Here is a 16,027-nt window from a genome sequence, read left to right on the forward strand (position 1 = left end):
CGGCCCGGGGCGCACGGCCGCGCACACCCCCACATGGACCATCCTCCCACCAACCGGCCCCGGCTATCCGCCCCGTGGCGAATCGCCGTGGTTCCGTTTCCGCCAACCACATGTGCGCGGGGCATGTTTCGGGCGCGGGGCCCGGGTCAAGGGGTGGTGAGACCGAGCAAGGACCGGACATACGCGTACTTCGCGGACAGCCGCTCGCGCGTGGGGCCGTCCAGTACGGAGAGACGTACGGGGTCGGCGTTGTGCGCCAGGTCGGCCTCCTTGACGAGGAGGGCGCCGGGGGTGGCGAGGATCCGGGCCGTGTACTGCTCGACCGGTTCGCCGGGGCGCTTGGTGACCGCGAGGACCATGTCCTTCACGTGCTGCGGCAGGGCGGCGGAAGCAAGCCAGGTGAGGCTGAGGGCCTCGTCCTCGATCGCGTCGTGGAGCCAGGCCGCCGCCTGCTGTTCGGGGGTGCCGCCGCGCAGGCGGACCCCCTCGGCGACGGCCGCGAGGTGCTCGGCGTACGGCCGGCCGGCCTTGTCGGTCTGGCCCTCGTGCGCCGTGCGCGCCAGGGCCTCGACCTCCACGAGTGTCAGGGGACGGCTGGTCATGCGATCTCCCTCGCTGCTGTGCCGAGGGCCTCGACGGCCCGGCGTACGTCCGCCTGCGTGGTACGCCAGTTGGAGAACGCGGCGCGCAGGGCGGGAGTTCCACCGTAGACGGTCGGGGTGACGAAGACCTCGGCGGCCGCGGCCTCGCGCAGGGCGGTCAGCCGGGCGGGGGTGGGATCGGCGGCGAGGGTGAAGCAGACGACGTTGAGGCGGACCGGGGCGAGGAGGGTGAAGGCCGGGTCCTCCTCCAGCGCGGCGCCCAGGGCGCGGGCGCAGGCGATGTCGCGTTCGACGATCTCGCGGTGGCCTTGGCGGCCGTACGCGCGGAGCGTGAACCAGGCGGCGAGGGCGCGCAGCCGGTGGGAGTTCTCGGGGGTGAGGTGGACGAGGTCGGGGTGGTCGCCGAGGGGGCCGAGGTAGGCGGCGGAGTTCTGGAAGACGCGGGCCTGGAGGTCTTGGCGGCGGGTGAACTGGACGGCGCTGTCGTAGGGGACGTTGAGCCACTTGTGCAGGTCGACGCAGAGGGAGTCGGAGGCGTCGAGGCCGGCGGCGAGGTGCGCGTGGTCCGGGGACAGGGCGGCGAAGGCGCCGAACGCGGCGTCGGTGTGCAACCAGAAGTCGTGGCGTTCGCGCAGGGCGGCGATGGCGGGGAGGTCATCGAAGTCGACGGTGTTGACGGTGCCCGCGTTGGCGACGACCACGGCCGGGCCGGGGGTGTCGGCGAGCGCGCGGTCCAGGGCGGCCGGGTCCACGGCCTCGCGGCCGGGCAGGGTCGGGACCGTGACGAGGGAGCGGCGGCCCAGGCCGAGGACCGAGAGGGCCTTGCCGATCGAGGAGTGCGGGGCGCCGGAGAGCACGCGGACCGGGCCGAGGGCGGCGGCGCCGTCATCGGCCGGGGAGACGCCGAGGCGTTCGCCGAGCCATTCGCGGGCGATGGCGAGGCCGGTGGTGTTGGACATGGTGGCGCCGCTGACGAAGGTGCCGGTGTGGACGGCGGAGAGGTGGAAGAGCTCGCGCAGCCAGCCGACGGTCTCGCGTTCGAGGTCCTGGCCGGCGCCGTCGAGGGCGGAGTTGGAGTTCTGGTCGTAGGCGGCGGTGAGCCAGTCCCCGGCGAGGGCGGCGGGGGTGGCTCCGCCGGTGACGAAGCCGAGGTAGCGGGGGCCGGCGGAGGCCGAGAGCCGCGGCTCCCAGCGCGCACGGAAGGCCGCGAGGGCGGCGCCCGTGCCGGTCCCCTGCTCGGGGAGGGGCGCGGGGCCGGAGCCGGGGCCGAGGGGCTGACCGCCGGGCGGTACGACGGGCGGTACGACGGGACGCACGTCCAGGGACCCGAGGGCCTCGGCGGCGGCGCGGCGGGTGGCGTCGAGCAGGTCGGGGAGCCGGGCGAGATCGGCGGCGAGCGTGCGGTCCATGGGGGCACGGTAGGCGCGCCGCGCCCCTGCCGGGGCGGGCCAATCCGCACGCATTGGCCCACCCACCGCCGCACCGGGCCCCCGCCGCCCGAACTGCGGGCCCCGGCCCGCGCGCCGGCCCCGCGGGGGGGGGGGGGGGGGCTGGCCGGGCTGGCCGGGGGGCCGGGGGGGCCGGGCCGAGCAGGCCGGATTGGGGGGTGGGGCGTCGTAGGGTCGGCGGATGGTCGCGAAGCGGTGGGTGGGTGGCGTTGTCGGGGGCGTGGTCGTCGCGGGGGTGTTGGCGGGGTGCAGTACGCCGCCGGCGCCATCGGCGGCACCGGGGCCGACCTCCGGGCCGCAGGTCAGGCCCACGCCGCAGGGAACGGAGGCGCGGCCGAACCGGAACTCCCCCGCGCCTGACGACAAGTGCCCCGAGGGCGGGGTGCGGCTCGTCGAGACGGGCGGGGACGCGGCGATGGGCCTCCGGGTGGAGGGCTTCCAGCTGGTCAACTGCGGTACGGAGCCCTACGTGCTGGAGGGCTACCCGGAGGTGTCGCTGCGGGACAGCCGCAACGATCCGCTGGAGGTCACGGTGGAGCACGGCGCGGAGGGGATCACCACGGGCGTGCCGAACGTCGACGCGGCGCCGGCACGGGTGACGCTGGCGCCGGGCCAGGCCGCGTCGTGGTGGGTGGTGTGGCGCAACCTCGTCACCGACGCGACGGTGACGGCCACGACGGTGCCGGTGCTCGAGATCGCGCCTCGCCCCGGAGCGCCCCGGTTGTGGCTCCGGCTGGCCCGGCCGTTCGACCTCGGGAACACCGGCAAGCTGGGGATCGGACCGTGGACGGCGGCGGCCCGGTGATCATCTGGCTGAACGGGCCCTTCGGGGGCGGCAAGACGCAGACGGCGTACGAGGTGCACCGGCGGCTACCGGGAAGCGTCGTGTGCGATCCCGAGCACGTCGGGTTCGGGCTGCACCGGATGCTGCCGCCCGCGCTGCGCGGCGACTTCCAGGACCTTCCGGCTTGGCGCCAGGGGGTGTTCGAGGTGCTGGATCTCGCGGCGCGGCGGCATCCGGGCGTGGTGCTGGTGCCGATGACGGTCACGGAGCCGGCCTATTTCGCGCAGACGGTGGGGCGGCTGCGCGAACAGGGGCACGACGTACGGCATTTCGCGCTGCTGGCCCAGCGGGAGACGGTGCTGCGGCGGTTGCGGGAGCGGGGGCTGGGGCGCGGGCGCGGGCTGAAGCGGGACAGCTTCGCGGTGGCGCGGCTGGACGGGTGCCTGGAGGCGCTGCGGGCGCCCGAGTTCGCGCAGCACGTGACCACCGACCGGCTGGCCGTGTCGGAGGTCGCCGAGCGGGTTGCCGCCTCGGCGGGGCTGGAGCTGGTCGCGAACACCGATGGGGTGTTGCGGGGGCGGATTCGGCGTGCGGTGATCGGGGTGCGGCACATCCGCTTCGACTAGGTCGTCTGTTTGCCGGTGTCGCGGCGGGGCCGTGGGATCGGGGCTCCGCCCCGCGCCTCAAACGCCGGCGAGGCTGAATTGGTGCGGCGGAGGCCGGAGTGGTGCGGGCCAGCTGGAGCGTGCGGCTCAAAGACCGGGGCTCCGCCCCGCACCCCGCTCCTCAAACGCCGGAGGGGCTGGATTGCTGCGGCGGAGGCTGGAGTGGTGCGGCGCAGCTGGAGCGTGCGGCTTGAAGATCGGGGCTCCGCCCCGGGCCCCGCGCCTCAAACGCCGGCGAGGGTGAATTTGTGCGGCGAGCCGGGGCGGTTGGGGTGGGGGTGGGTGGGTGTCGGGGTGATCCCCGCAGGGGGCCGAACGCATCGGGGCCGAGCTTTCCGATCCCTCGTCACGTCCGGCGCCCGAGGAGACGCCCCGGCCCAACCGACCCCCACCCCGACCCCGCCCAAGCGGCGCAGCCGACCGGCGCAGCCGATCGGCTAGGCCGCCGCAGGAGCAACGGCACCGGCCCGCGTGAGGGTCGTCATGCGGGCGGCGATCGTGGTGGCGGGGCTGCGGGGGAGGTGGGCTGCGATGAGGCCGTCGGCCAGGAAGAGCACCTGGTCGGCGTGGGCGGCGGCGGCCGGGTCGTGGGTGACCATGACGACGGTGGCGTCGAGGGAGTCGACGAAGGTCCGCAGCAGCCCCAGGACCTCCGCCGCGGTGGTGGGGTCGAGGGCTCCGGTGGGTTCGTCGGCGAAGATCACGTCGGGCCGGGTGACGAGGGCCCGGGCGAGGGCCACGCGCTGCTGTTGGCCGCCGGACAGTTCGGCGGGGCGCCGACCGCCCTTGCCCTCCAGGCCTACGCGGGCGAGCAGGTCGGCGGCGCGGGCCCGGCCCTGGTGTGCGGACCGGCCGCCGGCGAGACGCATCGGGAGCAGCACGTTCTGCTCGACGGTCAGCGACGGCAGCAGGTTGAAGGCCTGGAAGACGAAGCCGAGGCGGCTGCGGCGGAGCTCGGTGAGCTCGTTCTCGTTCATGCCGGTGATCTCGGTGCCGCCGAGGCGGACGGAGCCCTCGGTGGGCAGGTCGAGTCCGGCGGCGCACTGCAGGAAGGTGGACTTGCCGGAGCCGGAGGGGCCCATCACGGCGGTGAAGCTGCCGCGCGGCAGGCTGAGGTCGATCCCGCGCAGTGCGTGGACGGTGGCGGCTCCCCGGCCGTACGCGCGTCGTACGCCGCGCAGTTCCACGGCCGGTTCGCCGTAGCCGCTCCGCGTGCTGTCGTGTCGCCGCCGCCCGCTCCGTCGCAGTCCCATGCCGTGCCGCCCTTCGTCGTCGCCTCGCCTTGATCGTGGTTGCGACGCTACGGACGACCAGGGGAGGCCGGCCATGGCGCGGCCCGGCGCACCGGGGGTGGGGCAAACCCCACCCGGCGCAAACCCCACCCCGTTCAGGCGGAGCGGCGGATGAGGAGCAGGGCGCGGTCGTCGTTGACGTCCTTGGCGACCTTCTCGATGAGGTGCCAGGCGGCGCCCTCCCAGCCGGCGGCGACGTAGCGGTCGGCCTCGCCGGTGAGGCGGTCGATGCCCTCGCTGATCTCGCGGTCGGAGGTCTCGACGAGGCCGTCGGTGAAGAGCATGAGGACGTCGCCGGGGCGGAGGTTGCCGCGGGCGGGGGTGAATTCGGCGCCGTCGTAGACGCCGAGCAGCGGGCCCTCGCCGGACTTCTCCTGCCAGCGGCCGGTGCCGGCGCAGAGCTGGAGGGCGGGGAGGTGGCCGGCCGAGAGGAGTTCGTAGTCGCCGGTCTGCAGGTCGAGGACGAGGTGGATGGAGGTGGCGAAGCCCTCGTCCCAGTCCTGGCGGAGCAGGTAGCCGTTGGCGGCGGGCAGGAAGCCGTGCGGGGGCAGGGCGCCGAGGAGTCCGCCGAAGGCACCGGAGAGGAGGAGGGCGCGGGAGCCGGCCTCCATGCCCTTGCCGGAGACGTCGGTGAGGACGACTTCCAGGGTGCGGCCGCCGTTGGTGCGGGCGGCGACGACGAAGTCGCCGGAGAAGGACTGGCCGCCGGCGGGGCGCAGGGCCATCTCGCGGTGCCAGCCGCGCGGCAGGGCGGGCAGTTTGCTCTGGACGCGGATCCGTTCGCGCAGGTCGAAGAGCATGGTGCCGCCGCGTCGCCAGGGCACGCCGACGCGGCTGCGGAACTGGGCGATGACCAGTCCGAAGAACCCGCAGGCGGCGACGACGAGGACGGTTCCGGGGGTGACGCGGGCCGGGCCCTGGGTGTAGGGGCCGAGTACGAGGGCCTCGACGATCAGGGCGGCCGCGGAGGCGGCGTACAGGCCGAGGAGGCTGGCGGGGCGCAGCAGCAGTCCGCCGGCCACGATCGGCAGGACGAGCGCCGAGGGCGAGAACCAGACGGGCAGCATCATCGTGCCGCAGGCGATGGCGGGGACGGTGAGGAGCAGCATGGCGAAGGCGAGCCAGTCCGAGGCGTCGCCGCGGAAGTAGTCGACCGCGGATTTGCGCAGGGCGGTGCGGCCCCGGTGCGACAGCATGCGCATCCGGGCCATGAGGGATTCCACGCGTGCTCCGGCCATTGCTTCGGGACCTTATCCATCCTGGCTGTGGATGCGCAGGGGTACCCCCGGACCGGGGGCCCGTCGGCGCCGGAAAACACTTCGACCGGGACGGATCGCCCTGATAGGGATGGCCGTATGGCTCTTGAGATGCGCGTATTACAGGCTGATGAGTGGGATGTCTGGTACGACCACCTGGAACTGGCGTTCGGCGGTGTGCCCGAGTCCCCCGAAGAGCGGAACCTCTACAAGTCGCTGACGGAGGCGGAGCGCTCGCTCGGTGTCTGGGACGGCGCCACGTGCGTCGGCTCGGCCGGTGCGTTCAGCTTCCGCGTCTCGGTGCCGGGCGGGGCGGTCGTCCCCGCGGCCGGGGTGACGATGGTGGGCGTCTCCCCCACCCACCGCCGGCGCGGGGTGCTCGGCTCCCTGATGCGGCGGCAGCTGGACGACATACGGGCGGGTGGCGAGCCGATCGCCGTGCTGACGGCCTCGGATCCGGCGATCTACGGACGGTTCGGCTACGGCACCGCGACGTACGCCCTGGACGTGGACGTCGACACGACCCGGGTACGGCTTTCCGTGCCGCCGGGCACGGACGAGGTGCGGCTGCGCCTCGTCGACCCGTCGGCGGCGCTGGCCGACTGCGAGCGGGTGTACGCGGCGCTGGTCCCGCGGCGGCCGGGCATGCCGGCCCGGCAGCCGGGCTGGGAGGCGCAGCCGCTGCTGGACCCGGCCGACTCGCGTTCCGGCGCGTCACCGCTGAAGTGCGTGGTCGCCGAGCGGGCGGACGGCGAGGTGGTCGGGTACGCGCGCTACCGGGTGAGGGCCGACTGGAGCCGGTCCGGTTCGGACGGCAAGGTCGAGGTGAGCGACCTCGACGCGCTGGATCCGGCGGCGTACGCGGCGTTGTGGCGCTACCTCTTCTCGATCGACCTGACCTGGAGCGTACGGGCGTCGCGGCGGCCGGTGGACGATCCGGTGCTGCACCTGGTCACGGACGTGCGTCGGTCGCAGGCGCGGGTCCGGGACTCGCTGCACCTGCGGCTGGTGGACCTGGCGGCGGCGTTGGAGGCGCGGACGTACGGGGCTCCGATGGACGTGGTCCTGGAGGTCGGGGACGCCTTCTGCCCGTGGAACGCGGGGCGGTGGCGGCTGGTCGCCGACGCCAAGGGCGCCGCCCGCTGCACGCGGACCGGGGAGCCGGCGGACCTGGAGCTGTCGGTCCGGGAGCTCGGGTCGGCGTACCTGGGCGGGTTCACCCTCGCCTCGCTCGCCGCGGCCGGCTTCGTGCGCGAGCTGCGTCCGGGCCCGCTGACGGAGGCCTCGCGCGCCTTCGCCGGGGACGTGGCCCCCTGGCTCCCGCACGGGTTCTAGTACCGGGGCGGCTCTAGCGCTGCTGGCAGGTCGGGCACCAGAAGAGGTTGCGGGCGGCGAGATCGGCGGTGCGGATCTCGCTTCCGCAGATGTGGCAGGGCAGGTGGGCCCTGCGGTAGACGTAGACCTCGCCGCCGTGGTCGTCCACGCGCGGCGGCCGGCCCATCGCCTCGGGCAGGTGCTCGTCGCGGACGGTGTCGATGCGGTTGTTCCGTACGCCCTCGCGCATCAGGGCGGCCAGGTCCGTCCACATGGCGTCCCATTCGGCGCGGGTGAGGTCCCTGCCCGCGCGGTACGGGTCGATGCCGTGCCGGAAGAGGACCTCGGCGCGGTAGACGTTGCCGACGCCCGCGACGATCCTCTGGTCCATCAGCAGGGCGGCGACGGTGGTGCGGGAGCGGGAGATCCGCTTCCAGGCCCGCTCGGGGTCGTCGTCCGGGCGCAGCGGGTCGGGGCCGAGCCGTTCGTGTATCGCCTTCTTCTCGCCCTCGCCGATCAGTGCGCAGGCGGTGGGTCCGCGCAGGTCGGCGTAGTGCTCCTCGTTCACCAGGCGCAGCCGGACCGTGTCGGTCGCGGGCGGGGCCGGGGCGGGGCCGAAGCCGAGCTTGCCGAAGAGTCCGAGGTGGATGTGGATCCAGGCGTCGCCCAGTTCGAGGAAGAGGTGCTTGCCGTGCGCCTCCGCGCCCTCCAGTGCGCGCCCGTCGAGCAGGGCCGCGCTCTCGGCGAAGCGGCCCTGGGGGCTGCTCACGCGGACCGGGCGGGCGGCGAACCGCTCGGTGTGGTCCTGGGCGAGGCGGTGGATCGTATGCCCCTCGGGCACGGCGGACTCCTGAGAAGAACGAAACGGCCGTGCCACCCCCGCAGGGAGCGGCACGGCCGGAAGCGGGATCAGCCCTGCGGGTGGTGGGCCGGGATGGGGGGCAGCTCGCCGGTCTGCTCGTAGGCGGTGAGCATGTCGATGCGGCGGGTGTGCCGCTCCGCCCCGGAGTACGGGGTCTTCAGGAAGGTGTCGATGAAGCTGACGACCTCGTCCTGGGTGTGCATGCGGCCGCCGACGGAGATGACGTTGGCGTTGTTGTGCTCGCGGCCCAGCTCGGCGGTCTGGACGCTCCACGCGAGGATGGCGCGGATGCCCTTGACCTTGTTGGCGGCGATCTGCTCGCCGTTGCCGGAGCCGCCGATCACGATGCCGAGGCTGCCCTCGTCCGCGGCGGTCCGCTCGGCGGCACGCAGGCAGAACGGCGGGTAGTCGTCGACCTCGTCGTAGATGTGGGGCCCGCAGTCGACGGGCTCGTGGCCGTTGTTCTTGAGCCAGTCCACCAGGTGGTTCTTGAGCTCAAAGCCGGCATGGTCGGATCCGAGGTACACGCGCATGGGACGAGTGTGGCACGAAGGGCTCCGACGGCCCGCAGGGGGTGTCGCGTAAGTCACTTCTAAAGCTCAAGTAAACCCAAAGAGCGCAGATGGGACACGGCGGGACGTCGGTCCCGGACGTTCCTCCAAAGGCAACGATCCGGATTGAGGTCTTCCGTCCTGCGTTCATCTCAGGTTTGAATGCCGGGGCTCGCAACCCGAGAACCTAAGGATCCGTCCATGAGCTCCACGACGACCCTCCAGAAGGAAGGCAACCCCACCGGTAACTCCGGTGAGGGCCAGCCCTCCGACGGTCTGAAGGCCGGTCTCAAGAACCGCCACCTGTCCATGATCGCCATCGGCGGCGTCATCGGCGCCGGTCTCTTCGTCGGCTCCGGTGGCGGTATCGCCAAGGCCGGTCCCGCCATCCTGATCTCCTACGCGCTGGTCGGCGCGATGGTCGTCTTCGTGATGCGGATGCTGGGCGAGATGGCGGCCGCCAGTCCGAACTCGGGCTCCTTCTCCGCCTACGCCGACCGCGCGCTCGGCCGCTGGGCCGGCTTCTCCATCGGCTGGCTCTACTGGTTCTTCTGGGTCGTCGTGCTCGCCGTGGAGGCCACCGCCGGTGCCGCCATCCTGGAGAGCTGGATCCCGGCCGTCCCGCAGTGGGGCTGGGCGCTGATCGTGATGGCGGTCCTGACCGCCACCAACCTCGGCTCGGTCGCCTCCTACGGTGAGTTCGAGTTCTGGTTCGCGGGCATCAAGGTCGTCGCCATCGGCGCCTTCGTGATCGTCGGCATGCTGGCCGTCTTCGGCCTGCTGCCGGGCTCGGACAACCCGGGCGCGGGCTTCGCGCACCTGACCGACGCCGGGGGCTTCTTCCCCAACGGCTACGGCGCGGTCCTCACCGGTGTGCTGATGGTCGTCTTCTCCTTCATGGGCAGCGAGATCGTCACCCTGGCGGCCGGCGAGTCGGAGAACCCCCGCAAGGCGGTCACGCAGGCCACCAACTCCGTCATCTGGCGGATCGGCGTCTTCTACCTGGGCTCGATCTTCATCGTGCTGACCCTGCTCCCGTGGAACGACAAGTCGATCACCGAGAAGGGCTCGTACGTCGCCGCCCTGGACTCGATCGGCATCGCGCACGCCGGCACGATCATGGAGGTCATCGTCCTGACCGCCGTGCTGTCCTGCCTGAACTCGGGCCTCTACACCGCCTCCCGCATGGCCTTCTCGCTCGGTGAGCGCGGCGACGCCCCCAAGGCGTTCGCCAAGGTCAACTCCCGGGGCGTCCCGGTGGCCGCGATCCTCGGCTCCACGGTCTTCGGCTTCGTCGCCGTCTACTTCAACTACGCGTTCAAGGACACGGTCTTCAACTTCCTCCTGAACTCCTCGGGTGCCATCGCGCTCTTCGTCTGGCTGGTGATCTGCTTCACCCAGCTGCGGATGCGCGGGATCCTGGTCCGCGAGGCCCCGGAGAAGCTGACCGTGAAGATGTGGCTCTTCCCGTGGCTGACCTGGGCCACCGCCGCACTGATCATGTTCGTGATCGGCTACATGTTCGTGGACGACGCCAACCGCGAGGTCGTCACCCTGTCCACGCTGGTCGCCGGTGTCGTCGTGCTCGTCGGTGTGGTCCTGGACTTCCGCCGCAAGCGCGCCGCCGTCCAGGGCTGACAGCCCGGAGAAACCCCGTACGCACGCCGGAGCCCGGCCCGCCTCGTCAGGCGGGCCGGGCTCCGGCCGATACGGGGGGGCGGCGTCAGCCGCGGCGGCCCACCAGCTTCCAGGCGGCCGGCAGGGCGCCCATCGCGAGGGCCGCCTTGAGGGCGTCGCCGATCAGGAACGGGGTCAGGCCCGCCGCGACGGCGGCGCTCAGGGACATCCCGGTGGCGGCCATGAGGTACGGCACGCCCACCGCGTAGATCACCGCGGAGCCGAGCACCATCGTGCCGGCCGTACGCAGGACCGAGCGGTCGGCGCCGCGCCGCGCGAGGGCGCCGACGACCGTGGCGGCGAGCAGCATGCCGAGGACGTAGCCGAAGGAGGCGCCGCCGGCGCCGGAGGTGCCGCCCGCGAACCACGGCACGCCTGCCATCCCGACGAGGGCGTACAGCGCCAGCGAGAGGAAGCCGCGGCGGGCGCCGAATGCGGTGCCGACGAGCAGCGCGGCGAAGGTCTGGCCCGTGACGGGGACCGGGGAGCCGGGGACGGGCACCGCGATCTGCGCGGCGATCCCGGTCAGGGCGGCGCCGCCGACGACGAGCGCGATGTCGCGCACGCGGCTCGCGGGCAGCAGGTCGGCGAGGACGGCGCCGGGCCGGAGGGAGACGGAAGCAGTGCTCATGAGGGGGCTCCGCGAGGTGGTGGGGGTGGGGACGATCACCGACGTTAGTGCGCGGCCCGGGGCCGCCCCACCGCCGCCCGGAACAAAGCCCCGCTCCCCCCATTGGTGGGGACCGGACAAAGCCCACTCCCCCCGCCGGGTCGACGTGATCCTCGTCACGAGCAACATCCGACAACACGTCCGTTTTGCACGGACGCCCGCCGCTCAGCGAGACTGTTGGATCCCGCCAAGCCAAAGGCGGAGTCCCATCACCGCTGGGCCGAACGAGAGTACGAGCACTCCTCATGCGTGAGCGCCTGCCAGAAGCACCTCCCACGACGGGCGACCTGCCCGCGGAACCCCTCAGCCACAGCCTCAAGCAGCGCCACCTGACCATGCTGGGGCTGGGCGGCGTGATCGGCGCCGGCCTCTTCGTCGGTTCCGGGGCCGGCATCGGCATCGCCGGCCCCGCGATCATCTGCTCCTACCTGCTCGCGGGCGTCCTCGCGATGCTCGTGATGCGGGCGCTGGGCGAGATGTCGGCCGCGATGCCCGCCTCCGGCTCCTTCTCGGTCTACGCGGAGAAGGCGCTCGGCCGCTGGGCCGGTTTCTCGGCGGGCTGGCTGTACTGGTTCCTGCTGGTCGTGGTGCTGGCCGTGGAGGCCACCGGCGCGGCGAAGATCGCCAACGGCTGGGTGCCCGCCGTCGACCAGTGGGTCTGGGTGCTGCTCTTCATGGTGGTCTTCACCGTGAGCAACCTGGCCGCGGTGAAGAACTTCGGCGAGTTCGAGTTCTGGTTCGCCGCGCTCAAGGTCGGCGCGATCGTCCTCTTCCTGGTCCTCGCCACCCTCGCGATCTTCGGCGTCCTCCCGGACACGGAGCCGGTCGGCATGGCCAACCTCACCGGACACGGCGGCTTCTTCCCCGAGGGCTTCGGCGGAGTCGTCGCCGGCATGCTCGCCGTCATCTTCGCCTTCGGCGGCCTGGAGGTCGTCACCATCGCGGCCGCGGAGTCCGACGACCCGGCGCGCTCGGTGTCCCGGGCGGTGCGCAGCGCGGTGTGGCGCATCCTCTTCTTCTACGTCGGCTCGATGCTGGTCATCGTCACCCTGCTGCCGTGGGACTCGCTGGAGCCGGGCCAGAGCCCGTACGTGGCCGTCCTCGACTCGATCGGCATCCCGGGGGCCGGGCAGATCATGAACGTCGTGGTGTTCGTGGCCCTGCTGTCGGCGCTGAACGCGAACCTGTACGGGTCCTCGCGCATGGTGTTCTCGCTGGCCGAACGCGGCGAGGCGCCGAAGTCGCTGCTGAAGGTGTCGGGCGGCGGCGTGCCGCAGCGCGCGGTGTTCGCCTCGGTGGCCTTCGGCTTCGTGTCGGTGGTGCTGAACCTGCTGTGGCCGGACACGATCTTCCTCTACATGCTCAACGCGGTCGGCGCGGTGCTGTTGTTCGTGTGGGCGCTGATCGCGGTCTCCCAGCTGAGGCTGCGCCGGATCATCGAGCGGGACATGCCGGAGCGGCTGACCCTGCCGATGTGGCTGTTCCCGTACGCGACCTGGGCGGCGCTGATCGGGATGGCGGCGGTGCTGGTCCTGATGCTGTTCGACGACTCGGCCCGGCCGCAGCTGCTGTGGTCCACCGGTGCGGCGGTCCTCGTCCTCGTGGTGGCCTTCGTCCGGGAGCGGCGCACCCCGAAGGCCTGACCCGCCCCGGCCCGTGGCGGCCAGTTCCGGGCAGCGTACGGGGGTGATCACGGCCGGTCAGGGTGACGTCCGAATATCGGACATCAAATATCCGGTGATCGGACACTCGGCACACTGGGGCCCGCTCCAGCCCCGCACCTGACAGGCCCCCCCTCCATGAGCCACGCCAGCACCGTCGCACCCCCCGAACCGCCGCGGACCGACGCCGGATCCGGATCCCCCCTCGGCAACGGACTCAAGCAGCGCCACCTCTCGATGATCGCCCTCGGCGGGGTCATCGGCGCCGGACTCTTCGTCGGCTCCGGAGCCGGCATCGCCGCCGCCGGCCCCTCCATCGTGCTCGCGTACGCCGCGTCCGGGCTGCTCGTGATGTTCGTGATGCGGATGCTCGGCGAGATGTCCGCCGCCAACCCCGCCTCCGGGTCCTTCTCCGTCCACGCGGAGCGGGCGATCGGCCCCTGGGCGGGGTTCACTGCCGGCTGGATGTTCTGGATCCTGCTGTGCGTGGGCGTGGCCATCGAGGCCATCGGCGCGGCGCACATCATGACCGGCTGGTTCCCGGGCACACCCTCCTGGATGTGGGTGCTGGCCTTCATGGCGCTGTTCTGCGGCGCCAATCTGGCCGCCGTGTCGCACTTCGGCGAGTTCGAGTTCTGGTTCGCCGCCCTCAAGATCGGCGCCATCGCGCTCTTCCTGGGCCTGGGCGTCCTCGCCGTCCTCGGCGTGCTGCCCGGCACCTCCTCCCCCGGCACCGGCAACCTGCTGGACGACGGCGGGTTCCTGCCCAACGGGGTGGACGGCCTGCTGGTCGGACTGCTGGCCTCGGTCGTCGCGTACGGCGGCCTGGAGACGGTGACCATCGCGGCCGCCGAGTCCGAGAACCCCGTGGCGGGCGTGGCCAAGGCCGTCAGGACCACCATGTGGCGGATCGCGATCGTCTACGTCGGCTCGATGCTGGTCATCGTCACCCTGCTGCCGTGGAACGACCCGGCCGTCACCCAGGACGGCCCGTACGCCGCCACCCTGCACCACCTGGGCATCCCGGCCGCCGGCGAGATCATGAACGTGGTCATCCTGATCGCCCTGATGTCCGCGATGAACGCCAACATCTACGGCTCCTCGCGCATGGCCCACTCGCTGGTCTCCCGCGGCCAGGGCCCCAAGGCGCTGGGCAAGGTCTCCGGCGGGGTGCCGCGCCGGGCGGTGCTCGCCTCCTGCGGCTTCGGCTTCGTCACCGTGCTGCTGTCGTACTGGTACCCGGACACCCTGTTCGCCTGGCTGCTGAACATGGTCGGCGGGGTCATCCTCATCGTCTGGGGCTTCATCGCCGTCTCGCAGTTCGTGCTGCGCCGGCGGCTGGAGCGGGAGGCCCCCGAGAAGCTCGTCGTGAAGATGTGGGGCTTCCCGTACCTGACCTGGGTGGCCCTGGCCGGGGTGGCCGGGGTACTGGTCCTGATGGCCCTGGGCGAGGACACCCGGGTCCAGGTCGTCTTCACCGGCGGCCTGACCGTCGCCCTCGCGGTGACCGGCTGCGTGATGCAGCGCCGGACGGCGGCCGCCCGCTGACACCCGCTGCGCCCCAGGTCGGCCCCGTGCGTTCGCACGGGGCCGACCTGTTTTTACAGAGGTAACCCTTACGTGTGCGGTGGAATAGATACTGCTAGCGTGCAGTTGCGCATTGATTGCAATAAGCAGTTGGCACGCTGAGGGGACCGGATAACACGCATGGCCATCTACACGCTTCCTGAGCTTCCGTACGACTACGCGGCGCTGGAGCCGGTGATCAACCCGCAGATCATCGAGCTGCACCACGACAAGCACCACGCGGCCTACGTCACCGGCGCGAACAACACGCTGGAGCAGCTGGCGGAGGCGCGCGACAAGGAGAACTGGGGCGCCCTCAACGGCCTCGAGAAGAACCTCGCGTTCCACCTCTCCGGCCACATCCTGCACAGCATCTATTGGCACAACATGGCCAGCCCGAAGACCGGTGAGGGCGGCGGCGAGCCCAGCGCGGCCGACGGCCTGGGCGACCTGACCGACGCCATCACCGAGTCCTTCGGCTCGTTCGCGAAGTTCAAGAAGCAGCTGACCTTCGCCGCCTCCGCCACCCAGGGCTCCGGCTGGGGCGTGCTCGCGTACGAGCCCGTCAGCGGCCGCCTGGTCGTCGAGCAGGTCTACGACCACCAGGGCAACGTGGGCGTGGCCAGCACCCCGATCCTGGTCTTCGACGCCTGGGAGCACGCCTTCTACCTGCAGTACAAGAACCAGAAGGTGGACTTCATCGAGGCGATGTGGAACGTCGTCAACTGGCAGGACGTGGCCAGGCGCTACGCCGACGCCAAGGCGAACACCCCGCTGCTGATCCCCGCCAAGGGCTGATCGCACCCGAGCCCTCCCCCAGCCTTCGGCCGGGAGGTGGCCCCTGCCTCGTGATCGTCTTCTCACACATCACCTGCGGGGCATGTAGAGCGGAAGACCCCCGTGAGGACGTGACTCACGGGGGTCTTCTGTGTGTTCCGGCCGTACGGGCTACTCGAAGGACGGGCCCTTGGTGCGGGTCCGCTTGATCTCGTAGAAGCCGGGCGTGGAGGCGACGAGCAGGGTGCCGTCCCACAGCCGGGCGGCGGCGTCGCCGCGCGGGGTCGGGGTGACGACCGGGCCGAAGAAGGCCACGTCTCCCTCGGCGCCCGGAACGGAGATCACCGGGGTGCCGACCTCCTGGCCCACGCGGTCGATGCCGTCGTTGTGGGAGGCCCGCAGCACCTCGTCGTACTCGTCGGAGTCGGCGTACGCGAGCAGCTCGGCCGGCAGGCCGACCTCGGCCAGCGCCTCGGCGATCACCTCGCGGGTCGGGCCCTTCTCCTCGTTGTGTATACGGGTGCCGAGCGCGGTGTACAGCTTGCCGGTGACCTCGTCACCGTGCTTCTGCTGGGCGGCCACGACCACGCGCACCGGAGCCCAGCCCTTGGGGCCGAGCAGCTCGCGGTAGGTCTCGGGCAGCTCGTCGAGCTTGTTCTCGTTGAGAACGGCAAGGCTCATCACGTGCCAGCGGACCTCGACGTCGCGAACCTTCTCGACCTCGACCATCCAGCGGGACGTCATCCAGGCCCAAGGGCAGAGCGGGTCGAACCAGAAGTCGACCGGGGTCTTCTCGCGCACCTGGGTCTCGGTCATGTCTCTCCTCGGTCTCGTCTCAGTCGGAAAAAGGGCATCACTGGCGCATGTTCACCGTGGCCAACCAGGACGCCTCCGCCCGCATT

General features: G+C 72.1%; 15 protein-coding genes. 7 read left to right on the forward strand and 8 right to left on the reverse strand.

Annotated features, from left to right (window positions below; translation table 11 throughout):
- Positions 1-146: 146 nt before the first annotated feature.
- A complete protein-coding gene (locus ACZ6JT_RS10305; RefSeq protein WP_469209025.1) occupies positions 147-602 on the reverse strand; it encodes an HD domain-containing protein in 456 nt (151 codons plus the stop codon).
- Positions 599-2,011, reverse strand: a complete 1,413-nt coding sequence (locus tag ACZ6JT_RS10310; RefSeq protein WP_469209026.1) for a pyridoxal phosphate-dependent decarboxylase family protein — start codon at positions 2,009-2,011, stop codon at positions 599-601. Before ACZ6JT_RS10310 ends, ACZ6JT_RS10305 begins: the two co-directional genes overlap by 4 nt.
- A gap of 421 nt (positions 2,012-2,432) precedes the next feature.
- On the opposite strand from ACZ6JT_RS10310, the gene ACZ6JT_RS10315 reads away from it, so the two are divergent.
- On the forward strand, positions 2,433-2,855 hold the full coding sequence (locus tag ACZ6JT_RS10315) for a DUF4232 domain-containing protein (protein WP_469209027.1): 423 nt from the start codon (positions 2,433-2,435) through the stop codon (positions 2,853-2,855).
- Positions 2,852-3,460 carry an AAA family ATPase gene (locus ACZ6JT_RS10320; RefSeq protein ID WP_469209620.1) on the forward strand — a complete coding sequence of 203 codons (609 nt, stop codon included), beginning with the start codon at positions 2,852-2,854 and terminating at the stop codon, positions 3,458-3,460. The genes ACZ6JT_RS10315 and ACZ6JT_RS10320 overlap by 4 nt, the downstream gene beginning before the upstream one ends.
- 476 nt (positions 3,461-3,936) lie before the next feature.
- Here the strand turns inward: ACZ6JT_RS10320 and ACZ6JT_RS10325 are convergent, their stop codons facing one another.
- Together ACZ6JT_RS10325 and ACZ6JT_RS10330 are read right to left on the reverse strand one after the other, a co-directional pair.
- A complete protein-coding gene (locus ACZ6JT_RS10325; protein WP_469209028.1) occupies positions 3,937-4,752 on the reverse strand; it encodes an ABC transporter ATP-binding protein in 816 nt (271 codons plus the stop codon).
- A gap of 134 nt (positions 4,753-4,886) precedes the next feature.
- On the reverse strand, positions 4,887-6,029 hold the full coding sequence (locus tag ACZ6JT_RS10330) for a SpoIIE family protein phosphatase (protein WP_469209029.1): 1,143 nt from the start codon (positions 6,027-6,029) through the stop codon (positions 4,887-4,889).
- A 117-nt stretch (positions 6,030-6,146) separates the two neighbouring features.
- Between ACZ6JT_RS10330 and ACZ6JT_RS10335 the strand changes: the two genes are divergently transcribed.
- Positions 6,147-7,382, forward strand: coding sequence for a GNAT family N-acetyltransferase (locus ACZ6JT_RS10335; RefSeq protein WP_469209030.1), 1,236 nt, complete (start codon positions 6,147-6,149; stop codon positions 7,380-7,382).
- 13 nt (positions 7,383-7,395) lie between these two features.
- Here the strand turns inward: ACZ6JT_RS10335 and ACZ6JT_RS10340 are convergent, their stop codons facing one another.
- Both ACZ6JT_RS10340 and ACZ6JT_RS10345 read right to left on the reverse strand, forming a co-directional pair.
- Entirely contained in the window at positions 7,396-8,202 is an 807-nt protein-coding gene (locus ACZ6JT_RS10340) for an Fpg/Nei family DNA glycosylase (protein WP_469209031.1), read from the reverse strand.
- Between the two features lie 68 nt (positions 8,203-8,270).
- The gene (locus ACZ6JT_RS10345; RefSeq protein ID WP_365477135.1) at positions 8,271-8,756 is read right to left on the reverse strand and encodes a ribose-5-phosphate isomerase; all 486 of its coding nucleotides are present in this window, start codon (positions 8,754-8,756) and stop codon (positions 8,271-8,273) included.
- Between the two features lie 219 nt (positions 8,757-8,975).
- Between ACZ6JT_RS10345 and ACZ6JT_RS10350 the strand changes: the two genes are divergently transcribed.
- Positions 8,976-10,412, forward strand: a complete 1,437-nt coding sequence (locus ACZ6JT_RS10350) for an amino acid permease (protein WP_469209032.1) — start codon at positions 8,976-8,978, stop codon at positions 10,410-10,412.
- Positions 10,413-10,497: 85 nt separating this feature from the next.
- Here the strand turns inward: ACZ6JT_RS10350 and ACZ6JT_RS10355 are convergent, their stop codons facing one another.
- Positions 10,498-11,082 (reverse strand): biotin transporter BioY, encoded by a 585-nt coding sequence (locus ACZ6JT_RS10355; RefSeq protein ID WP_030650093.1) that lies wholly within the window; start codon positions 11,080-11,082, stop codon positions 10,498-10,500.
- A 284-nt stretch (positions 11,083-11,366) separates the two neighbouring features.
- On the opposite strand from ACZ6JT_RS10355, the gene ACZ6JT_RS10360 reads away from it, so the two are divergent.
- The 3 genes from ACZ6JT_RS10360 (at position 11,367) to ACZ6JT_RS10370 (ending at position 15,146) form a co-directional block, all read left to right on the forward strand.
- The gene (locus ACZ6JT_RS10360) at positions 11,367-12,764 is read left to right on the forward strand and encodes an amino acid permease (RefSeq protein ID WP_469209033.1); all 1,398 of its coding nucleotides are present in this window, start codon (positions 11,367-11,369) and stop codon (positions 12,762-12,764) included.
- A 156-nt stretch (positions 12,765-12,920) separates the two neighbouring features.
- On the forward strand, positions 12,921-14,330 hold the full coding sequence (locus ACZ6JT_RS10365; RefSeq protein ID WP_469209034.1) for an amino acid permease: 1,410 nt from the start codon (positions 12,921-12,923) through the stop codon (positions 14,328-14,330).
- Positions 14,331-14,489: 159 nt separating this feature from the next.
- Entirely contained in the window at positions 14,490-15,146 is a 657-nt protein-coding gene (locus ACZ6JT_RS10370) for a superoxide dismutase (protein ID WP_469209035.1), read from the forward strand.
- Positions 15,147-15,296: 150 nt separating this feature from the next.
- On the opposite strand, the gene ACZ6JT_RS10375 is transcribed toward ACZ6JT_RS10370, so the two are convergent.
- Positions 15,297-15,941, reverse strand: a complete 645-nt coding sequence (locus ACZ6JT_RS10375; protein ID WP_469209036.1) for a mycothiol-dependent nitroreductase Rv2466c family protein — start codon at positions 15,939-15,941, stop codon at positions 15,297-15,299.
- Between the last annotated feature and the right edge of the window lie 86 nt (positions 15,942-16,027).

Source organism: Streptomyces sp. NPDC046308, assembly GCF_055588065.1.